The sequence below is a fragment of the Streptomyces sp. NPDC031466 genome (assembly GCF_055581265.1).
On the sequence record NZ_JBVIJT010000001.1, the window covers coordinates 42,163 to 59,677 of the forward strand.

Genomic DNA, 17,515 nt, shown 5'->3' on the forward strand with positions numbered 1-17,515 from the left:
GAGGAACATGCCGGAACAAGCGAGTCCGCCTGCCATATCACCGAATGCTCCTCTGGCCGTGTCGGCCGAGACGGCGCGGATGGCGGCGGTGCGCCGTTACGACATTCTTGACACCCCGCCAGACGGCGCCTACGACCGGGTCGCGGCACTGGCCGCACGGTTGTTCGAGGTGCCGGTGGCGACGGTGACGATCGTGGACGAGGACCGGATCTGGTTCAAGGCCACACACGGCTTGGAAGGCGTCACCGAGATCGGCCGCGACCCGGGCCTGTGTGCGTCGGCCGTGCTCACCGATGACACCACCGTCATCCCCGACACGCTGCTCGATCCCCTCGCCCGCTCCAATCCCCTGGTGGCCGGCCCGATGGGGGTACGGTTCTACGCCGCCGCTCCGATCATCACGGCCGACGGGTACCGGCTGGGCACGGTCAACGTCCTGGACACCAGCCCCCGCGAGCTGTCCGAGGGGGACACGGCCACGCTGGCGGACCTGGCCGCGATGGTGCGCGACCAGCTGGAGCTGCGGCTGTCGGCACTGCACGTGGTGCGCGCCGAGCAGGAGCGCCGCAAAGCAGAGGAAGACAGACGCCAGGCGGAGGCACAGGCCCGTCGGCGTGCGGAGCGGGACAAGGAGGCCATTGCCACTTTCGCCTCCACTCTGCAGCGCACCTTGGTGCCTCCTGCCCTGCCCGCGGTGCCGGGACTGGAGCTGGCCTGCCACTACAAGACCGCCTCCCCCCAGGAAGTGGGCGGTGACTTCTACGACGTCTTTCCCGTCGGTGGCGGCCGTTGGGCGTTCTTCCTGGGGGACGTCTGTGGCAAAGGCGCCGAAGCCGCCTCCGTCACCTCGCTGACCCGCTACACGCTGCGGGCCGCAGCTCTCGTCGACGCGGACCCCACAGCCGCACTCAAAGCCCTGAACACCGCGCTGCTGCTGGACGCGGCGGTCGGCACCCGCTTTTGCACCGCCGTCTTCGGTCTGCTCGATCCTGCCCAGGACGGGGGTTTCACGGTCACGCTGGCCACCGGTGGCCACCCGCCCGCCTACCATCTCAGCCCCACCGAGAGCGGCGGCGTACAGGTGGAGGCGGTCCGCGCCAAGGGCGGCATGCTGGTCGGTGCGTTCGCCGAAGCCGCCTTCGCCTCACGCACCCTCTACCTGGCACCCGGCGAGGGGCTGCTGCTGTACACCGACGGGCTGACCGAGGCCCGCACCGCAGATGGCCTCATGCTCTCCGACACGGGCCTGACCGACTTCCTGGCCCAGCGGCCGGCGCCGGTCAGCGCCGGCACCCTCATCGAGGACACCGTCGCTCTCCTGGACACCCTCCCCGACACCGAACGCGACGACGTCGCCCTGCTGGCCCTCTCCGTACCCACCGCGGGTACCGCCCCCGCGGGCATCACCACCACCGCTCACAGCGCCGCCGCCCCGATCGCCGACGTCTTTGTCGGACAGGAGACCCGACGCCCATGACCGCTACCTTCCACATTGATGTTCCGCACATCGACGGCGCCCTGGCCGTGATCGCGCTGTCAGGCGAATTCGACATCGCCGCCGCGCCCGCCGTACGGACCCGCGCCCTCGCACTCATCGCCGACGGACACCCCCACCTGATTGCCGACCTGGCAGGCGTCACCTTCTGCGACTCCTCCGGCCTAGGCGCCCTCATCGGCATCTGGCGCTGCGCCAAAGACGCCGACGGCTCCCTCACTCTGGCAGCCATCCCCGACCGATTGAGCCGCCTGCTCAACGTCACCGGCATGGACACCGTCCTGCCGGCCCACCCCAGCACCGAAGCCGCGCTCTCCGCACGTCAGGACAACCGCACCACCGCCTGACTTGCAAGTTGACCGTTGCCGCCCGCACCGCCTCGCACACCGGCCAGAACGTCAGGTGCGGAGCGCCGATCCGCTGGAGGATCTTCCTTTTCCCCGCCATCAGCCCTGCTCCCCCGTGACTCGCGACCGGGCGACGGGGCCTTCGAAGTGGGCACCCAGGGAGCCCCCTTTGGACGTGCCCGCCACGGGCCGGCCTTCCGATGTGATCGGCCCGAGCGGGGCCGCTGCCGGGCCCCAAGGTGGGTGCTCGTCATCGTCTCCTTTACTGCCTCGCGCGGACCTCGAAGACGGATCCGAAGCGCCGTTTACGGTGCCTACCGCCTTCCCGGCGAGAATCTCCGCGAAGCGCTCGGCGCTGATGTCGGGCCGTGTCCGGCCGTGCGGAGTACCGGCCGGACATGGGCTGGGCCGCCACCGGGTCAGTGCGAGTCGGCGGGGACGGGTGCGAGTCGGTAGGCGCCCTCATGGGTGACGACGCGGCCGGCGGTGGGCGGCGCGAAGTGGGTGCCCAGGACGAGGGTGTCCGTGCCGGCGAGCGAGCCGAGCAGCATGCGGCGCGAGGCCTCGGACTGCTCGGGCTCGATGTCGACGCAGGCCCCGATGGCGGGGTGGGCGAGCTGGACGGGGTGGTGGATGCAGTCGCCGGTGATCAGAGCCGTCTCTCCGCGGCTGGTCAACTCGACGGCGACGTGGCCGGGGGTGTGCCCGGGGGTGGGGATCAGGCGCAGGCCCGGGACGACTTCGATACCGTCGGCGGGGACGTCGACGAGGTCGAGCAGCCCGGCCTCCTCCACCGGGATCACGGAGTCGCGGAACATCTGCTTGCGCGCCTCCTCCATGTCGTACCCGACCCAAAACTCCCGCTCGACGCGGGAGGTGAGGTAGCGAGCGTCGGGGAAGGTGGGAACCCACTGGCCGTTCACCTCGTGGGTGTTCCAGCCGACGTGGTCCGCGTGCAGGTGGGTGAGGATCACCAGGTCGACGGAGTCCGGGCGGAACCCGGCGGCGCTGAGGCGCTGAAGGTAGTCGGTGTTCAGCTCGTGCCAGGCGGGGTTGGCCCGCTCCTTGCCGTTGCCGATGCCGGTGTCCACCAGAATGCGCAGGCCGCCGACGGTGAACGCGAAGCTGTGGCTGTCGAGGTGCAGGATGCCCTCGTCGTCGGCGAAGTCCGGGCGCAGCCAGTCCTGCCCGGCGACGACGTCCGGGGTGGCGTCGGGCAGCAGCCACGGTCCGGTGGCCGGCGGCAGCAGGATCTCGTCGATGCGGTGGACGGTGACGTCGCCCACGGTCCAGGAGGGGATGGCGGTCAGGTCGGTGGCCGGTGCGGTGCTCATGATCGGTCGTTTTCCTTGCTCTCGTTATCTCGTCACGGAAGGTCGTTGTGTGCGCTGCGGGCTGCCCTGCGTCTCGACATGGCGAGTGCTGCCAGGGCCGCGACGGCGAGCAGGGCGGCGGCGATGGCGTAGGCAAGTGCGGTGGTGCGCAGCCCGTAGTGCTGGATGGCGGCGCCCGCGGCGATGGCGGGCAGGCTCATGGACAGGTAGCTGAGGACGTAGTAGGCGGCCAGGGTCGCGGCGCGGTCCTGCTCGCCGATGGAGGCGAGCGTCATGCGCAGCGCCCCTTGGGAGACGGCGCCGAAGGCGACTCCGGCCAGGGCCGCGCCGCCGTAGACGGCGGGCAGGCCGGAGCCGTGCAGACCGAGCAGGCTCAGGGCCGCGGACGGGATGACGGCCAGGCTTCCGCCGGTGGCGGCGGCGCGCGGCGCCGTGCGCCGCAGTGTCCACACGGTGAGCGTGGCCGCGGTGGTGAGCACGAAGAAGACCATGCCGCCGGCCGCCTGTGAGGCACCTGAGGCCACGAGGTGCACGAGCGCCGGTCCGAGGGACGAGTAGAAGCCGCCCAGCGCCCAGATGGCGACGACAGCGGTGCCGACCGCCAGCAGGGCGCTGCGCGCCGACGGCGGCACGGCGAGGTGAGGGCGCAGCGACCGCAGGGCGCCGGTGTGCGGGCGGGCCGTCTCCGCGGTGAACGTGACCGCGATCGCCTGAGCGGTGAAGAGGACCGCCAGCAGGACGTACACGGTGACCGTGGGCGCGGGGGCGAAGCGGACGAGGAGGGTGGAGGCGAGGACGCCGGCGGCCATGCCCGCCACGGGCGCGATGCTGTTGGTCAGGGCGGACCGGCCCGGACGCAGGGGGTCGTGAAGGTCGAGGAGGGCCGCTCCCGCGGCGCTGGTGGCCGCGCCGGTGGCCGCTCCCTGCAGGATCCGGGCGGTGATCAGCGCTCCGGCGCCGTCCGCCGTGGCCAGCATCAGCATGGCGGCGGCCTCCAGCAGCAGGGCGCCCACCAGGACGGGGCGCCGCCCGAGGTGGTCGGAGAGCGCTCCGGTGGTGAGCAGGGCCAGCAGCAGCGTCAGGGAGTAGGCGCTGAAGACCACGGTGATGGCGAGTGCGGACAGGTCCCAGGCGTCCTGGTAGTGGGGGTAGAGGGGCGTCGGCGCACTGGATGCCGCGAGGAGGGCGGCCAGGATCGAGGCGTCCAGGACGAAGGACACCGCGTGGTGGGCGCTCTGGATGCGGGCTCCCGGGTGGCTGGATTGCGCAGGTGCGCGGGGTGTGACGGTGGGCATGGGACTCCTCGGGCTCTAAACGCAATGAGTTTGCTTTAAGTCACCGTAGGGCTCTATCGTCGACTAACGCAAACGCTTAGCTTTTGGCCTCGGGGGTTGCCCCGCCCCCTCCAGTCCTGAGGAGAGAACGCCCATGTCCTCCGCTGAACTCACGCCGTCGGAAGCGGCCCGCTGGGCCGCCCACGTCGGGCTCCCGCTGCCTGCCGACCGCCACGCCGCGGTCGCAGCCACCGCCAACCACATCCACTCCGTCGTCGCGGTCCTGCGGGAGCTGGACTTCGGGGACACCCCGCCCGCCCCCGCCTACCGCGCTGACCAGGAGAACCACGATGCAGCCGTATGAACTGCCCCTGGCCGCAGCCGCCGACGCGATCCGGGCCCGGCAGCTGTCCCCCGTCGAGCTGGCCGACTCCGTCCTGGAGCGCATCGAACAGGTGGAGCCGCACCTTCAGGCGTACGTCACCGTCACCGCGGAACACACCCGCTGGGCCGCGCGCGAAGCCGAGAACGACATTGCGGCCGGCCGCTACCGCGGTCCGCTGCACGGCATCCCGATGGGCCTCAAGGACCTGATCGACGTCGCCGGCGTGGCGACGTCGGCCAGCTCCCGCGTCCGGGCCGACCACCGCGCCCAGGCCGACAGCGCCGTCGCCGCACGCCTGTCGGCGGCCGGAGCCATCCTGCTCGGCAAGACCCACACCCACGAGTTCGCCTACGGGCTGACCACCCCGCAGACCAGCAACGCCTGGGACACCGGCCGGGTCGCCGGCGGCTCCAGCGGCGGATCCTCCGTCGCCGTCGCCGCGGGCACCGCGACCTTCACCCTGGGCACCGACACCGGCGGATCGATCCGGGTGCCCGCCGCGCTGAACGGGGTCGTGGGCCTCAAGCCGACGTACGGCCTCGTCCCCCGCCACGGCGTCACGTCCCTGTCCTGGTCACTGGACCACGTCGGCCCGATCACCCGCACCGTCGAGGACGCGGCCCTGGTCCTGGCCGCCCTGGCCGGACACGACCCGCGCGACCCCGCGTCCCTCACCACCCCCGCCGTGGACTACCGGCCGGGCGCGGGCACGGACCTGACGGGGCTGCGCGTGGGCGTGCCGCGCAACTACTACTTCGATCACGTCGATGCGGAGGTGGAGGCCGCCGTCCGGCGCGCGATCACCCAGCTTCGGGCCCTCGGCGCGCGCCTCGTCGAGGTCGAGATCCCCATGACCCGCTACATCCAGGCCACGCAGTGGGGCCTGATGGTGCCCGAGGCGACCGGCTACCACGAGAGCACCCTGCGCACCGCCCCCGAGCTCTACCAGAACGACGTCCGCATCCTCCTCGAGGCCGGCGAACTGATGCCCGCCGGGGACTACCTGCGGGCCCAGCGCGCCCGCACCCTCATGCGGCAGGAATGGGCACGCATGCTGCAGGAGGTCGACCTGATCGTCGCCCCCACCGTCCCGGCGACCGCGGTCAAGGCCGGCCAGGAGACGATCACCTGGGCCGACGGCACCGTCGAGGGCGTCTCCGACGCCTACGTACGCCTCTCGTCCCCTGCCAACATCACCGGGGTGCCGTCCCTGTCCGTCCCCGTCGGCCACGATGCGGCAGGCATGCCGATCGGCATGCAGCTGCTCGGGCGACCGCTCGGAGAGAGCGCGCTCCTGCGAGTCGGCCGGGCCTACGAGCAGACCCAGCCCGCCCGCGAGCTCGCCCGCGCAGCGTGAACCAGCGCTCGGGCCCGGCCTCACCATCCGGCCGGGCCCGAAAGCGCCGTTCGGCCCCGAACGGCCAGGTGCCGCAAGAAGAAGACCGTCGCACGGAGGTAGCGGCTCGCTAGACGCAATGACTTTGCTTTAAGGTGGGTCTCATGAGCAGGCAGATGGTGCGCCCCGGCGGGCGCAGCGCCCGGGTCCAGGCATCGGTCCACGCCGCCGTACGCGAACTCGCGTCGGAAGCGGGCCGGGACGCCCTGACCGTACCGCTGATCGCCCAGCGTGCGGGCGTGACACCGTCGACGATCTACCGCCGCTGGGGGGATCTGCAGGAGCTGCTGTCGGACGTGGCGGTCGAGCGTCTGCGGCCCGACACCGCACCCAACGACCACGGTGCCCTGTCGTCCGACCTGACGGCCTGGGCCGAGCAGTTCCTCGACGAGATGGCCTCCCCCACCGGCCGGGCCTACATCCGCGACGCCCTGCTCGGCGACCCGGACGGCAGTAACGCCGGCCGGTGCTCGGCCTACGCCGCCGAGCAGATCGACCTCGTCCTCGCCCGCGCCACCGGACGCGGGGAGAAGACGCCCGAGGTCGAGACGGTCATCGACCGTGTCGTCGCGCCCATGATGTACCGCATCCTCTTCCGCCCGGACGGACTCGACGCCGCGTACGCGCGCCGACTCGTCGCGGAGGTCCTCGGCCAGACCGGCCCATGACCAGGTGAACGCACCGGCATGCCCCGCTGGCAGCGCCTGCGATGCCCGGGCCTCGGAGGCCGGCAGGACCTCGCCGCGCCCCAGTCCTCCGGCGGATGATCCCAAGGGCGTACCCGGTGCACTTCCCCAGCACGCCGAGGCGAGTCACCAGCCGGTAACGCATTGCCAGAAAGCCTCGATCACGGGCGCGCCGCCTGTGCTCCGGGTGCCGTCGATGACGTGGCAGCCGTGGTGCTGGGCGGCGGTGCCGCGGTCGCGGAACATGGCCACCCAGCCGCCGACGGCCCAGGGCTGATCCGGTCGGCGGAGGAGGCCGACTGTGCGTCGAGGGCTCGCTGTCCTCGGTGTTCGCCGGCAGGATGCTCGAAGCAGGGGCTCACGACCGTCCGCCGGAGCCTGGGGCCGTACTCTCCCAGGCTCCGGCGGATTCCAGTGTGCCTACAGCGCGGGGTAGGCGTTCTTCATGAGCTCCTGGAACTGGGCGGAGAACCAGTGGCCGGCCACCGGTGCGTTGGGCAGCGCCCCGGACATGTGATGGTTGTTGCGCGGGTTACCGGTGTACGTGGGGTCGCACATGCGGTCGAAACCCTTGCCCTCGTCGTTGTCGATGGCCTTGCTCGAACCGTCGGACTCGCCCGGGGGCTTCATCCACACGTAGGCGTCGATGCCGGTGGCCGGGTTGGCCTGCGGCCGTTCGCCGAGGCCGGCGCCGGACTGGTTGCACCAGTTGCCGAGGTGGATGCGGCGGTCGTAGCGCCCGCCGTCCACGTACGTGTCGACGCTCGTGGTGGCCCCGGGGCCAGTGGGTCGGGCCGTGCCGCCCCAGCCGTTGCGGGACGTGTCGATCAGCATGCCGAGGTTCTGGTCGAAGCCGAGCGACACCAGCTTGGTGCGCATGGCCTGGGCGTACGACAGCTCATCGGTGTAGCGGTTCCAGTCGACCCACTTGGACTCACGCACCGACTTGCCCGCGACCGTGTCACCGATGGCGAAGTGGTCCTCCTTGAGTGCGCTGTAGTTGGCCGTGTTCACGATGAAGCCGTGGACGTCGGACAGCTTCGCGCCGTTGGCGGAGGCGGTCGCCTTGAACAGCTCGGCGGAGGGGCCGAAGTTGTCGTCCCAGCCGAGCCAGCCGTGGTGGCCCGCGTCGATGTAGTTGTAGACGTTGCCGATGTCACCGAGCTTGTCGAGGGCGTAGCCGACGCCCTTCTGGTAGTTGCCGTTGGTCTTCATCACGTCGCAGTTGGGCGTGGCCGTGGGTCGGCCGGAGACGTTGGTGACCAGGTTGGGCAGCGAGTCGATCTCGATCGAGGTGACGATGCGCAGATCCTTGTACTTGGGGTCGGCGAGGATCGCGACGATGGGGTCGATGAAGTCCGTCTTGTACTTGTCGATCTCTGTGGGGCCCAGTTCGCCGTTGGAGGACAGGGCGGAGCAGTCGCGGCCGGGCAGGTTGTAGACGACGAGCTGGACGACTTCTTCGCCGCTGCCCTTCTGGGCGAGCGCCGCGTCGAGGTGGTCGCGCAGGCCCATGCCGCCGCCGACACCGTTGATGGCCGCGATGCGGTCGAGCCAGACACCGGTGGGCTGGTTCGCGATGCGGGCGCCGCCGGGTTCGGCCTTGGCGTGCGCGGCCCACTCCGGGTTCACGTACACCTTCGCTCCGGCGTACGGATTGTCGACGCGGCCCCCGGGTCCGGGGGGATCGGTGGGATCCGTGGGATCGGTGTCCGTGTTGCAGGTGACGCCGTTCAGCTTGAAGGTGGTGGGCAGGGCGTTGCTGCCGCTGTAGGAGGCGTTGAAGCCGAAGGAGGCGGAGGCGCCGGTGGACAGGGAGCCGTTGTAGGAGGCGTTCTTGGCGGTGACGGCGGCCCCGGCCTGGCTGATGTCGGCGTTCCAGCCGTTGGTGACCTTCTGGTTGCCCGCGTAGGACCAGGTGAGGTTCCAGCCGTTGACCGCGGCGCCGTTGTTGGTGACGGTGACGGCGGTGGTGAAGCCGCTGTCCCACTGGTTCTGCACCTTGTAGTCGACGCTGCAGGCCGGCGCCGCTGCCACGGCGTCGGGCTGCGCGACGGCGGTGCCCGCGCCGGCGGCGCCGGTGAGGGCGAGTACGGTGAGCGCGGCGGTGCCGGCTCTCGATGTGATGCGGCTCATGGTGTGCGGTGTCCCTTCAGAGATGAGGAGAGTCGTGCGGTGTGAGGTGGTCATCCGTTCACGGTGCGCAGGTGATCGCGCAGGCCGGTCCCGAACGCTGTCGGTGTGCCGTCGTAGGAGCTGATCAGGGACGGGCCGGAGGAACAGTCCCAGGTGTTCCACGTCCAGCCGAGGTAGGACTGCTCGCGGTCGTCGAACCACTTCATGACGCGGTCGATGAACCCGTGGGAGCAGGTGTTCTCGCCGATCTCCCCCGCCACCAGAGGTACTTGGTCGGCGACGGGTCCCAGCGTGGAGTCCCAGCAGCTCTCGGTGGAGCAGGTGTTGAAGTTGTAGACGTGCCAGGCCGCGGCGAGATTGCCGGCCGGGTCGGATGGCCGGTGGGCGAGCCATTGGCCGAGGTCGTTGGAGTAGGCGAGGCCGCCCGCGAGGATCACGTTCTTGGCGCCCGTGGCGCGGACGGAGTCGACGAGGTCCTGCATGCCGGCGACTTCGTAGTCGATGCCGGGGCAGGTGCCGCCGTCCTTCCAACAGGCCCACGCCTGGGCTGTGTTGGAGGTGGCGCGGTCCGGATAGGGTTCGTTGAAGAGATCGAAGACGACCGTCGGATCGTCCTTGTAGGTACTCGCGACCGACGCCCAGAAGTCGGGAGCGTATCGGGCGTCCGGCATCGGCTTCTGGCAGGTGGCGTGGACGTCGGCGCAGCCGGCCGAGTTCCCGGTGTACTGGCCGTAGGACCAGTGCATCTCCAGGATGGGCGTCATGCCGTGGGCCTTGACCTTGGCGACCAACTCCTTGATGGCGGAGCGGTAGTTGACGCCCCCGTATTCGGGTTTGATGTTGTCGAGGCCGAGCCAGCACTCCTCGTTGAGCGGGATCCGGACGGCGTTGGCCTTCCAGTCGGCGATGGCCGCGACGGATGCGTCGTCGACCGGACCGTCGAAGATTCCGTGGCCCTGTACGCACATGAACTCGGCACCGGAGCGGTTCACGCCGAGGATCCGGCGGGCGGCCCCGGAGGTGTCGACGAGTTTGTTCCCGGAGACCTTCAGGGCCGGGGCCTCCCCCTCACCGCCCGGATCGGTCGGGTCGGTGACGTCGATGTTGCAGGTCGTGCCGTTCAGCTTGAAGACTGTCGGGGCGGTGTTGGCGCCCGACCGCGACCCTATGAACCCGACCGAGACGCTGGCGCCGGAGGGAAGCGCACCGTTCCAGGACTCGTTGGTGGCGGTCACGGTCGCCTGGGACTGGGACCACTTCGCGGCCCAGCCCTGGGTGACCTTCTGCCCGTCGGCGAAGGCGAAGGAGAGGCTCCAACCGTCCTTGGCCGCACCGTTGTTGGTGACCTTCACAGCGGCCTGGAAGCCGCTGTCCCACTGGCCGGTGACGGAGTACTCCACCGAGCATGCGGGGGCGGCCGCGGACGCGGCGTCGACCATGGGGACGAGCGTGGCCGTCGAGACGACGCACGCGAGCAAGATTGCGTGTAACGCGTGACGCGGGGGGTGGCGCATGAGCGACTCCTCGCAGCTCGGGCGCGACCGGCACATGGCCGGCGCGTCGACTGATGGAACCGCTCCCACTGGTTGCTGGTGGACTGTAGAGAACGAACTGTTGTTCAGCAACAGGGAAGTCAGGAATTCCCGCTGTCGAATCAATTCGACTCTTCAAGCCTCTTGACCCCTATTTCCCGCGTCCCCATCCTTGGGAGCGCTCCCACTGGTTCACAGGTTGTATCCCCGCATCACCATGCCACCCCTCGCTCTCCGGATCCCAAGGAGGAACCAGGGCATGCCACAAAGACGGGCCCGGCGGCTGTGGACCGCCGTCGCGGCCACCCTGGCACTACCGCTCGCCACCCTCGCCGCTCTTCCCGCCACCGCCGACGCGGCGGCAGTTGGCTGCAGCGTCGACTACAAGACCAACGACTGGGGCTCCGGCTTCACCGCCGATCTGACGATCACCAATCGCGGCACCACGGCGATCGACGGCTGGACCCTCACCTACACCCACAGCGGCAACCAGAAACTGACCAACGGCTGGAATGCGACCTGGTCGCAGTCCGGTAAAGCGATCACCGCGAAAAGCCTTTCGTACAACGCGAAGATCGCGCCCGGCGCCGCTGCCACGACAGGCGCGCAATTCACCTACAGCGGCGCGAATGCGGTGCCCACCGATTTCGCGGTCAACGGCGTTACGTGCGCAGGCGCCCATCAGCCGCCGATCACGGTGCTCACCAGCCCGAAGGCCGGCGCCGTCTACTCGGTCGGCGACGCCGTCCCGCTCGCCGCCACTGCCGCGGCGGCCGACGGAGCAAGCGTCGACAAAGTCGAGTTCTACGACGACACGACCCTGCTCGGCACGGACACCACCGCACCGTACGAGCTCAGAACGGACAACCTGACGGCCGGAACGCACTCCTTGTACGCGAAGGCGTACGACAGTCAGGGCGCCGCCGGCGAATCGACACCGGTCGGCATCACCGTCGCGGCCGGCCCCGCCCTGGTCGCCACTCCTTCACAACTCGGCGTCCAGCAGGGCAAGTCGGGCTCCTTCGGTGTCAAGCTGTCGACGCAGCCGACAGCCGACGTCACGGTCACGACGGCCCGCACGGGTGGCAACTCCGGTCTGTCCGTCTCCTCGGGCGCGAGCCTGACCTTCACGCCGTCGAACTGGAACACGGCGCAAAAAGTGACCGTCGCGGCCGACGCCTCCGGCACGGGCGCGGCCACCTTCGGCGTGACGGCCCCGGGCCACACCAAGGCCACGGTCACCGTCACGCAGCTCGCCGCGTCCAAGACGTACGATGCCCGCTTCCTCGATCTCTACGGGAAGATCACCAACCCGGCGAACGGCTACTTCTCACCGGAGGGCATCCCCTACCACTCGGTCGAGACGCTGATCGTCGAGGCCCCGGACCACGGCCACGAGACGACGTCGGAGGCCTACAGCTACCTCCTGTGGCTCCAGGCGATGTACGGCAAGGTCAGCGGCGACTGGTCGAAGTTCAACGGGGCGTGGGGCCTCATGGAGAAGTACATGATCCCCACCCACGCGGACCAGCCGACGAACTCCTCCTACAACGCCTCGAAGCCCGCGACGTACGCGCCGGAGCACGACCTGCCGTCCCAGTACCCGGCGAAGCTGGACCCGTCGGTCTCCGTCGGCAGCGACCCGATCGCGGCAGAGCTGAAGAGCGCCTACGGCACGGACGACATCTACGGCATGCACTGGCTGCAGGACGTCGACAACGTCTACGGCTACGGCAACGAACCCGGTAAGTGCGAGGCGGGCCCGAGCGCCACCGGCCCGTCCTACATCAACACCTTCCAGCGCGGCGCGCAGGAGTCGGTGTGGGAGACGGTGCCGCAGCCGACCTGTGACGCCTTCAAGTACGGCGGCAAGAACGGGTACTTGGACCTGTTCACCGGTGACGCGTCCTACGCCAGGCAGTGGAAGTTCACCAACGCCCCGGACGCCGACGCCCGCGCGGTGCAGGCCGCCTACTGGGCCAACGTGTGGGCCAAGCAGCAGGGCAAGGGCTCCGACATCTCGGCGACCGTCGGCAAGGCCGCCAAGATGGGCGACTACCTGCGGTACTCGATGTACGACAAGTACTTCAAGAAGGTCGGAAACTGTGTCGGGCCCACGACTTGCCCGGCCGGCACCGGCAAGGACGCCTCGCACTACCTGATGTCCTGGTACTACGCCTGGGGCGGCGCGACGGACACCTCGGCGGGCTGGTCCTGGCGCATCGGGTCGAGCCACACGCACGGCGGCTACCAGAACCCACTCGCCGCGTACGCGCTGTCCTCCACCGCCGACCTGAAGCCCAAGTCGGCGACGGGGCAGGCGGACTGGGCCAAGTCGCTGGACCGGCAGCTCGAGTTCTACCGCTGGCTGCAGTCGGACGAGGGCGCCATCGCGGGTGGCGCGACGAACAGCTGGGGCGGCAGCTACAGCACCCCGCCGTCGGGCACGCCGACGTTCTACGGCATGTACTACGACGAGGCGCCGGTCTACCACGACCCACCGTCGAACCAGTGGTTCGGCTTCCAGGCGTGGTCGATGGAGCGGGTCGCCGAGTACTACAAGGAGTCGGGCGACGCCGACGCCAAGGCGGTCCTGGACAAGTGGGTCGACTGGGCCCTGTCCAAGACGACCGTCAACCCCGACGGCACGTTCCGGATCCCCGCCACGCTCCAGTGGTCGGGCAAGCCCGACACCTGGAACGCCTCAAGTCCCGGCGCCAACAGGGAACTGCATGTCACTGTCGCCGACTACACCGACGACGTCGGTGTCGCGGCGGCGTACGCGAAAACCCTGACGTACTACGCCGCCAAGTCCGGTGACACGCGGGCGAAGACGACCGCAAAGGCGCTGCTCGACGGCATGTGGGAGCACAACCAGGACGCGCTTGGCATCGCCGTGCCCGAGACCCGGGCCGACTACAGCCGGTTCGACGACCCGGTCTACGTGCCGAGCGGCTGGACGGGCACGATGCCCAACGGCGACAAGATCGACTCTTCGTCGACCTTCTCCTCGCTGCGCTCCTTCTACAAGGACGACCCCAACTGGTCCAAGGTCGAGGCCTACCTGGCCGGCGGGGCGGCGCCGACGTTCACGTACCACCGGTTCTGGGCCCAGGCGGACATCGCGCTCGCCATGGGTTCGTACGCGGAGCTGCTCGAGTAACGCCCCGCCGACGGCAACTCCGTGCACACCGGGCGCCGGGTGGGCCCCCTCCCGGGGGTCTGCCCGGCCCCGGTCGCTCTCTGCGCTCATTTTTGATCAGTTTTTGTGTCCGAAGTGGTGTCCGTTCACCGGCCCGGGTCGTTGGTCCGGACATGACGACTCACACTTGTTCTGCAGCCGGCTCCCACCCGGACCTCGACAGTGCACGACTCACCGAGGTTCTCCTTGCCGAGGGCACCGGGGGCGTCGACGTCCACGAGATATGGCGCAAGGCCATCTCGGCCGACCTGTTCCGTCACCGCGCCGACGCCGACACCGAAGCGCGATGGCAGCTCTCCTACGACCGGCTGCGGGCGCTGAACGACGAACTGCTCCGCCCTGAAGCCCTGGTGCAGGATCCGCGGGCACTGGCCGCTCTGCACGAGTGGACCGCGGTGGTGGACGGTGCGACGGCGACGGTGGCCGGCATCCACTACAACCTCTTCCTCGGAAGCCTGCTCGATGACCGCCTTTCACCGCCGCGTGACCTCAGCGCCTTCACCGGCCTGGCCCGCACCGGCACATTCCTGTGCACCGAGCGCGCCCATGGCAACGACGCGGCCGCACTGGAAACCTGGGCCCGCTACGACCGTCGGCGCGAGGAGTTCGTGCTGCACACCCCGAACGAGGGGGCGCAGAAGTACATGCCCAACACCAGCGGGGCCGGGGGACCCAAGAGCGCGGTGGTGGCGGCCCGGCTGTTGACCGACGGCCAGGATCGAGGCGTCTTCCTGTTCCTCGTCCCGCTGAGCGACGATCATGGAACACTGCCGGGTATCACCGTGACCGTACTGCCCGAACGCGTCGGCAGTCCGGTGGACCACTGCACCACCAGCTTCGACCAGGTGCGCCTGCCGCGCACCGCGCTTCTCCAGGGCGAGCACGGACGGCTGCTGCCGGACGGCAGCTTCACCAGCACCGTGGGCAGTGCGCGCAAGCGGTTCCTGCACGCGATCGCCCGGGTGACGGTCGGAAAGCTGTGCATGAGCGCCAGCGCGGTCGGCGGGAGCCGGGCGGCACTGGCGATCGCTGTCCGCTACGCGCACAACCGTCACATCTCCGGCCCGGTGGCGGGCCGGCGTGTCCCGCTGGCCGCGCACCGCAGTCACCACTCACGCCTGCTGGAGCGAGTGGCCACCGCCTACGCGATGACCTTCCTCCACCGCACGGTCACCGAACGCTGGATCACCCACGCGCCCGGGGAACAGGCCGACAGCGAGCGGCTCGTGGCCCTGGCCAAGGGGTGGATCACCTGGCAGGCCCGGGAGATCATGATCGAGAGCCGGGAGCGTTGCGGCGCCCGCGCCCTGTTCCCGGTGAACGGGCTGGCGGAGTACCCCGCCAACGCGGACGGAGCGATCACCGCGGAGGGAGACAACCTCGCGATCTGGTGCAAGGCCGCAGCCGAGATGATCTTCGGGCACACCCTCGCTCCCCGGCCCCCGAAGGCAACCGGTCACGAGAGCCTCGAGGACCCCGAGTTCCTGCGCCGGGGCATCACCACCGCCGAGCGCTACTGGCACACCAGCGCCCGGCACGATCTGCGACGCGGTGAGTCCGGCGACGCGCTCGCGCGCTGGAACAACGCCTCCGCCGCCGCCCTGGACCTGGCCGACGCCTACACCGTCGGCCAGGCCGCCGACGCCTTCGCCGCAGCCCTCACCCGCACGACCGACCCCCACGCCCGGGCGGCTCTGAACGATCTGTACGTCCTGTTCCTGCTCAACCAGGTGCAATCGCACAGTGGACTCCTCCTGGCCGAAGGAGCCCTCAGCGCCGAACAAGTCCGCGCACTGCCCCGGGCCCGGCACGCCCTCACCGCCCGGCTCGCTCCCTGCCTGCCGGCCCTCACAGAAGCCTTCTCCGTCCCCGAAGAACACCTCGCCACCCTGCCCATGCTGACAACCCCCTGACCACAGCCCCTGGACCACCACCGGACCGGCCCACACCGGGCAGAGTCGCCCCCGGCAAGGAACCACGGCTCTGCCCGGACGCAGGAGTCGGCCTGATCGTTGGGACCAGCCGTCCTGGCCCGAGACCTACAGGGTGTCCGGTTCAGCGGTCTAGAGGCCGCCCAGTCCGGCTGGGTCGTCCGGTCGCCAGGTCGAGGGTTCGGCTCGGCGAAGGACCCGTGCGAGGTCGAGCGGCATGCCGGGGCTGGACAGGCCGTCGGTGGCCACTGCGCGCAGAGCTGCCGCATCGCGGAGGGAGGGCAGTGTCTGCGGACCTTCGTGATCAGAAGTCCGTCCGGCCGGAGTTGCTTGCTCGGAGAGGACCCGTCGTCCCTCGTCTGTCGGTCCGGTGGGCAGCGGTTGCGCGCCGACCCGGGCCAGGGTGAGCAGAGCGGGGAGCACGGCGCCGGCCGCGACGGCCGAGGCCAGGCCCGCCTGGTCGTTGTGGCTCGTATCCCAGACCACCAGTGCGGCCATGGAGAAGAAGGCCGCCCCCGCGGCCAGGAGGATGAGGGTGCCGAGCCAGCTCTCGACTCGGGCACGCCGTGCGGGGTGAGCGATCAGTCCTTTCCGGGCGAGGCCGTCGCCGATCCTGCGGACGGCCACACTCCTCTTCGTCCGCTTCTCCACCCTCCTCGGCCGCACCGACCGGCCCCGTCGGCAAGCTGCGAGGGCGGCCTTTTCGACAGAGTCGTACACCTCCGTGGCAGTGGTGGCGGTCCCGGTCAGGACGATCCGGTCGTTCGCGACGCCGATCAGACCAGCCCGCCACAGAACCGCGATCGCGGCCTGTGCCACCCGTCGACGCCCACCGCACAAGAACGCGAGCTCGTAGAGAGGCAGCTCCACCGGCCCCGGGGACGCCGCCACCGGCAGTAGCCGCAGCCGCCTGCGAGCGCATACGACGCCAAGGACTGCCCATCCCACGAGGCACCAGGCACAAAGCGCACAGCCCACCCACATGCCATCCACCCCCGGTCCCGCATTCTCCCCCGCTCGAACACACCCCGCCAAGAGGAGCGGACCGGCAGACCGCCCTGCTGGCCACCAGATGGCCAGCGCCCTCTTGCACACGGCGAACGCCTACGTCGCCGCGGCTCTCTCCTGTTGCCATGGAGGCACGGATCACAGAGGTCCCTGCCGAGGGCGTGGAGCTCCCCGGTTTCGGTGCCGTGTTACGTGTGAAGGTTCGTCCGGGGCTGGACAAGGCCGTGCCGGCCGCCGGTGTCGCCATGCTGATGGTGGCGACCGTGGCACTGAGACTTGTCGAGAAGGGCGACTCGGGGGTGGATGACAAGCTCGGTGACCTGCTGCCGGGGGTGGTGGCGAAGGATCTGGTGACGCGGGCCGACGAGATCACGGTGCGGCAGCTGATCCGGCGCAGGCTGACCGAGGGCAGACCGCAGGCCGCGGTGTCGGCGGGCGTCATGGTGTGTCGCCGGAGTAGTGGAAGCGGCAACTGACGCCTGGCCCCGGGTGGCGGGGCTCGCCGGGGCGCGGGTCGTACAGGGCGCGGCCGCCGGGCCACCGGGAGAGCTCGGTGGTCAGGGCGACACCGGCGTCGACATCCTCGGTCCGCCAGCCGTGGATGTCCAACAGCAGGCCGTCCAGCGGACCGCCGACCAGTACGGCGTAGGTCCGGTGCGGGAGCGGGCCGGGATAGGGGTCGTCGTGCTCCGCGCCGTAGACGCGGCCGTTCAGCAGCTGCTCGTCTCCGTTCATCCGATCAGCCTCCCAGCCGCCACCGACAACCGGCCGACGTCGGCGGGCCCGCCC

The 17,515-nt window shown here is 70.1% G+C and carries 14 protein-coding genes; 8 read left to right on the forward strand and 6 right to left on the reverse strand.

The window, feature by feature from the left end; genetic code table 11:
- The first annotated feature begins 58 nt into the window (after positions 1-58).
- Both ACZ5GP_RS00185 and ACZ5GP_RS00190 read left to right on the forward strand, forming a co-directional pair.
- A complete protein-coding gene (locus ACZ5GP_RS00185; RefSeq protein WP_468748577.1) occupies positions 59-1,477 on the forward strand; it encodes a PP2C family protein-serine/threonine phosphatase in 1,419 nt (472 codons plus the stop codon).
- On the forward strand, positions 1,474-1,842 hold the full coding sequence (locus tag ACZ5GP_RS00190) for an STAS domain-containing protein (protein WP_468748578.1): 369 nt from the start codon (positions 1,474-1,476) through the stop codon (positions 1,840-1,842). Before ACZ5GP_RS00185 ends, ACZ5GP_RS00190 begins: the two co-directional genes overlap by 4 nt.
- A 419-nt stretch (positions 1,843-2,261) precedes the next feature.
- Here the strand turns inward: ACZ5GP_RS00190 and ACZ5GP_RS00195 are convergent, their stop codons facing one another.
- Together ACZ5GP_RS00195 and ACZ5GP_RS00200 are read right to left on the reverse strand one after the other, a co-directional pair.
- Entirely contained in the window at positions 2,262-3,176 is a 915-nt protein-coding gene (locus ACZ5GP_RS00195) for an MBL fold metallo-hydrolase (protein ID WP_468748579.1), read from the reverse strand.
- Between the two features lie 32 nt (positions 3,177-3,208).
- Complete coding sequence (locus ACZ5GP_RS00200; protein ID WP_468748580.1) at positions 3,209-4,471, reverse strand: MFS transporter; 1,263 nt, start codon at positions 4,469-4,471, stop codon at positions 3,209-3,211.
- Positions 4,472-4,604: 133 nt separating this feature from the next.
- On the opposite strand from ACZ5GP_RS00200, the gene ACZ5GP_RS00205 reads away from it, so the two are divergent.
- The 3 genes from ACZ5GP_RS00205 (at position 4,605) to ACZ5GP_RS00215 (ending at position 6,899) form a co-directional block, all read left to right on the forward strand.
- A complete protein-coding gene (locus tag ACZ5GP_RS00205; RefSeq protein ID WP_468748581.1) occupies positions 4,605-4,814 on the forward strand; it encodes a hypothetical protein in 210 nt (69 codons plus the stop codon).
- Positions 4,801-6,192 (forward strand): amidase, encoded by a 1,392-nt coding sequence (locus ACZ5GP_RS00210; RefSeq protein WP_468748582.1) that lies wholly within the window; start codon positions 4,801-4,803, stop codon positions 6,190-6,192. Before ACZ5GP_RS00205 ends, ACZ5GP_RS00210 begins: the two co-directional genes overlap by 14 nt.
- Before the next feature lie 143 nt (positions 6,193-6,335).
- Complete coding sequence (locus ACZ5GP_RS00215; protein WP_468748583.1) at positions 6,336-6,899, forward strand: TetR/AcrR family transcriptional regulator; 564 nt, start codon at positions 6,336-6,338, stop codon at positions 6,897-6,899.
- 438 nt (positions 6,900-7,337) lie between these two features.
- Here ACZ5GP_RS00215 and ACZ5GP_RS00220 read toward each other — a convergent pair whose 3' ends face one another.
- On the reverse strand, positions 7,338-9,053 hold the full coding sequence (locus ACZ5GP_RS00220) for a glycoside hydrolase family 6 protein (protein WP_468748584.1): 1,716 nt from the start codon (positions 9,051-9,053) through the stop codon (positions 7,338-7,340).
- Positions 9,054-9,103: 50 nt separating this feature from the next.
- The gene (locus ACZ5GP_RS00225; protein ID WP_468748585.1) at positions 9,104-10,567 is read right to left on the reverse strand and encodes a cellulose binding domain-containing protein; all 1,464 of its coding nucleotides are present in this window, start codon (positions 10,565-10,567) and stop codon (positions 9,104-9,106) included.
- Between the two features lie 277 nt (positions 10,568-10,844).
- On the opposite strand from ACZ5GP_RS00225, the gene ACZ5GP_RS00230 reads away from it, so the two are divergent.
- Positions 10,845-13,748 (forward strand): glycoside hydrolase family 48 protein, encoded by a 2,904-nt coding sequence (locus ACZ5GP_RS00230; RefSeq protein ID WP_468748586.1) that lies wholly within the window; start codon positions 10,845-10,847, stop codon positions 13,746-13,748.
- A gap of 152 nt (positions 13,749-13,900) precedes the next feature.
- Complete coding sequence (locus ACZ5GP_RS00235) at positions 13,901-15,700, forward strand: acyl-CoA dehydrogenase family protein (RefSeq protein WP_468748587.1); 1,800 nt, start codon at positions 13,901-13,903, stop codon at positions 15,698-15,700.
- 150 nt (positions 15,701-15,850) lie between these two features.
- On the opposite strand, the gene ACZ5GP_RS00240 is transcribed toward ACZ5GP_RS00235, so the two are convergent.
- On the reverse strand, positions 15,851-16,702 hold the full coding sequence (locus ACZ5GP_RS00240) for a TIGR04222 domain-containing membrane protein (RefSeq protein WP_468748588.1): 852 nt from the start codon (positions 16,700-16,702) through the stop codon (positions 15,851-15,853).
- A 218-nt stretch (positions 16,703-16,920) separates the two neighbouring features.
- Here ACZ5GP_RS00240 and ACZ5GP_RS00245 point away from each other — a divergent pair, with 218 nt between their 5' ends.
- Positions 16,921-17,202: a hypothetical protein gene (locus ACZ5GP_RS00245; RefSeq protein ID WP_468748589.1), complete on the forward strand. Its 282-nt coding sequence runs from the start codon at positions 16,921-16,923 to the stop codon at positions 17,200-17,202.
- On the opposite strand, the gene ACZ5GP_RS00250 is transcribed toward ACZ5GP_RS00245, so the two are convergent.
- A complete protein-coding gene (locus ACZ5GP_RS00250) occupies positions 17,165-17,461 on the reverse strand; it encodes a hypothetical protein (RefSeq protein ID WP_468748590.1) in 297 nt (98 codons plus the stop codon). The two genes, ACZ5GP_RS00245 and ACZ5GP_RS00250, sit on opposite strands and share 38 nt — an antisense overlap.
- Positions 17,462-17,515: the final 54 nt, after the last annotated feature.

What these genes read in the sequence shown, in the direction of transcription:
- ACZ5GP_RS00215 (WP_468748583.1), top strand. Translation starts at nt 6,336, where the DNA reads ATGAGCAGGCAGATGGTGCGCCCCGGCGGGCGCAGCGCCCGGGTCCAG.
- ACZ5GP_RS00250 (WP_468748590.1), bottom strand. Translation starts at nt 17,461, where the DNA reads ATGAACGGAGACGAGCAGCTGCTGAACGGCCGCGTCTACGGCGCGGAG.
- ACZ5GP_RS00190 (WP_468748578.1), top strand. Translation starts at nt 1,474, where the DNA reads ATGACCGCTACCTTCCACATTGATGTTCCGCACATCGACGGCGCCCTG.
- ACZ5GP_RS00205 (WP_468748581.1), top strand. Translation starts at nt 4,605, where the DNA reads ATGTCCTCCGCTGAACTCACGCCGTCGGAAGCGGCCCGCTGGGCCGCC.
- ACZ5GP_RS00210 (WP_468748582.1), top strand. Translation starts at nt 4,801, where the DNA reads ATGCAGCCGTATGAACTGCCCCTGGCCGCAGCCGCCGACGCGATCCGG.
- ACZ5GP_RS00200 (WP_468748580.1), bottom strand. Translation starts at nt 4,471, where the DNA reads ATGCCCACCGTCACACCCCGCGCACCTGCGCAATCCAGCCACCCGGGA.
- ACZ5GP_RS00240 (WP_468748588.1), bottom strand. Translation starts at nt 16,702, where the DNA reads ATGTGGGTGGGCTGTGCGCTTTGTGCCTGGTGCCTCGTGGGATGGGCA.
- ACZ5GP_RS00220 (WP_468748584.1), bottom strand. Translation starts at nt 9,053, where the DNA reads ATGAGCCGCATCACATCGAGAGCCGGCACCGCCGCGCTCACCGTACTC.
- ACZ5GP_RS00235 (WP_468748587.1), top strand. Translation starts at nt 13,901, where the DNA reads ATGACGACTCACACTTGTTCTGCAGCCGGCTCCCACCCGGACCTCGAC.
- ACZ5GP_RS00195 (WP_468748579.1), bottom strand. Translation starts at nt 3,176, where the DNA reads ATGAGCACCGCACCGGCCACCGACCTGACCGCCATCCCCTCCTGGACC.
- ACZ5GP_RS00225 (WP_468748585.1), bottom strand. Translation starts at nt 10,567, where the DNA reads ATGCGCCACCCCCCGCGTCACGCGTTACACGCAATCTTGCTCGCGTGC.
- ACZ5GP_RS00230 (WP_468748586.1), top strand. Translation starts at nt 10,845, where the DNA reads ATGCCACAAAGACGGGCCCGGCGGCTGTGGACCGCCGTCGCGGCCACC.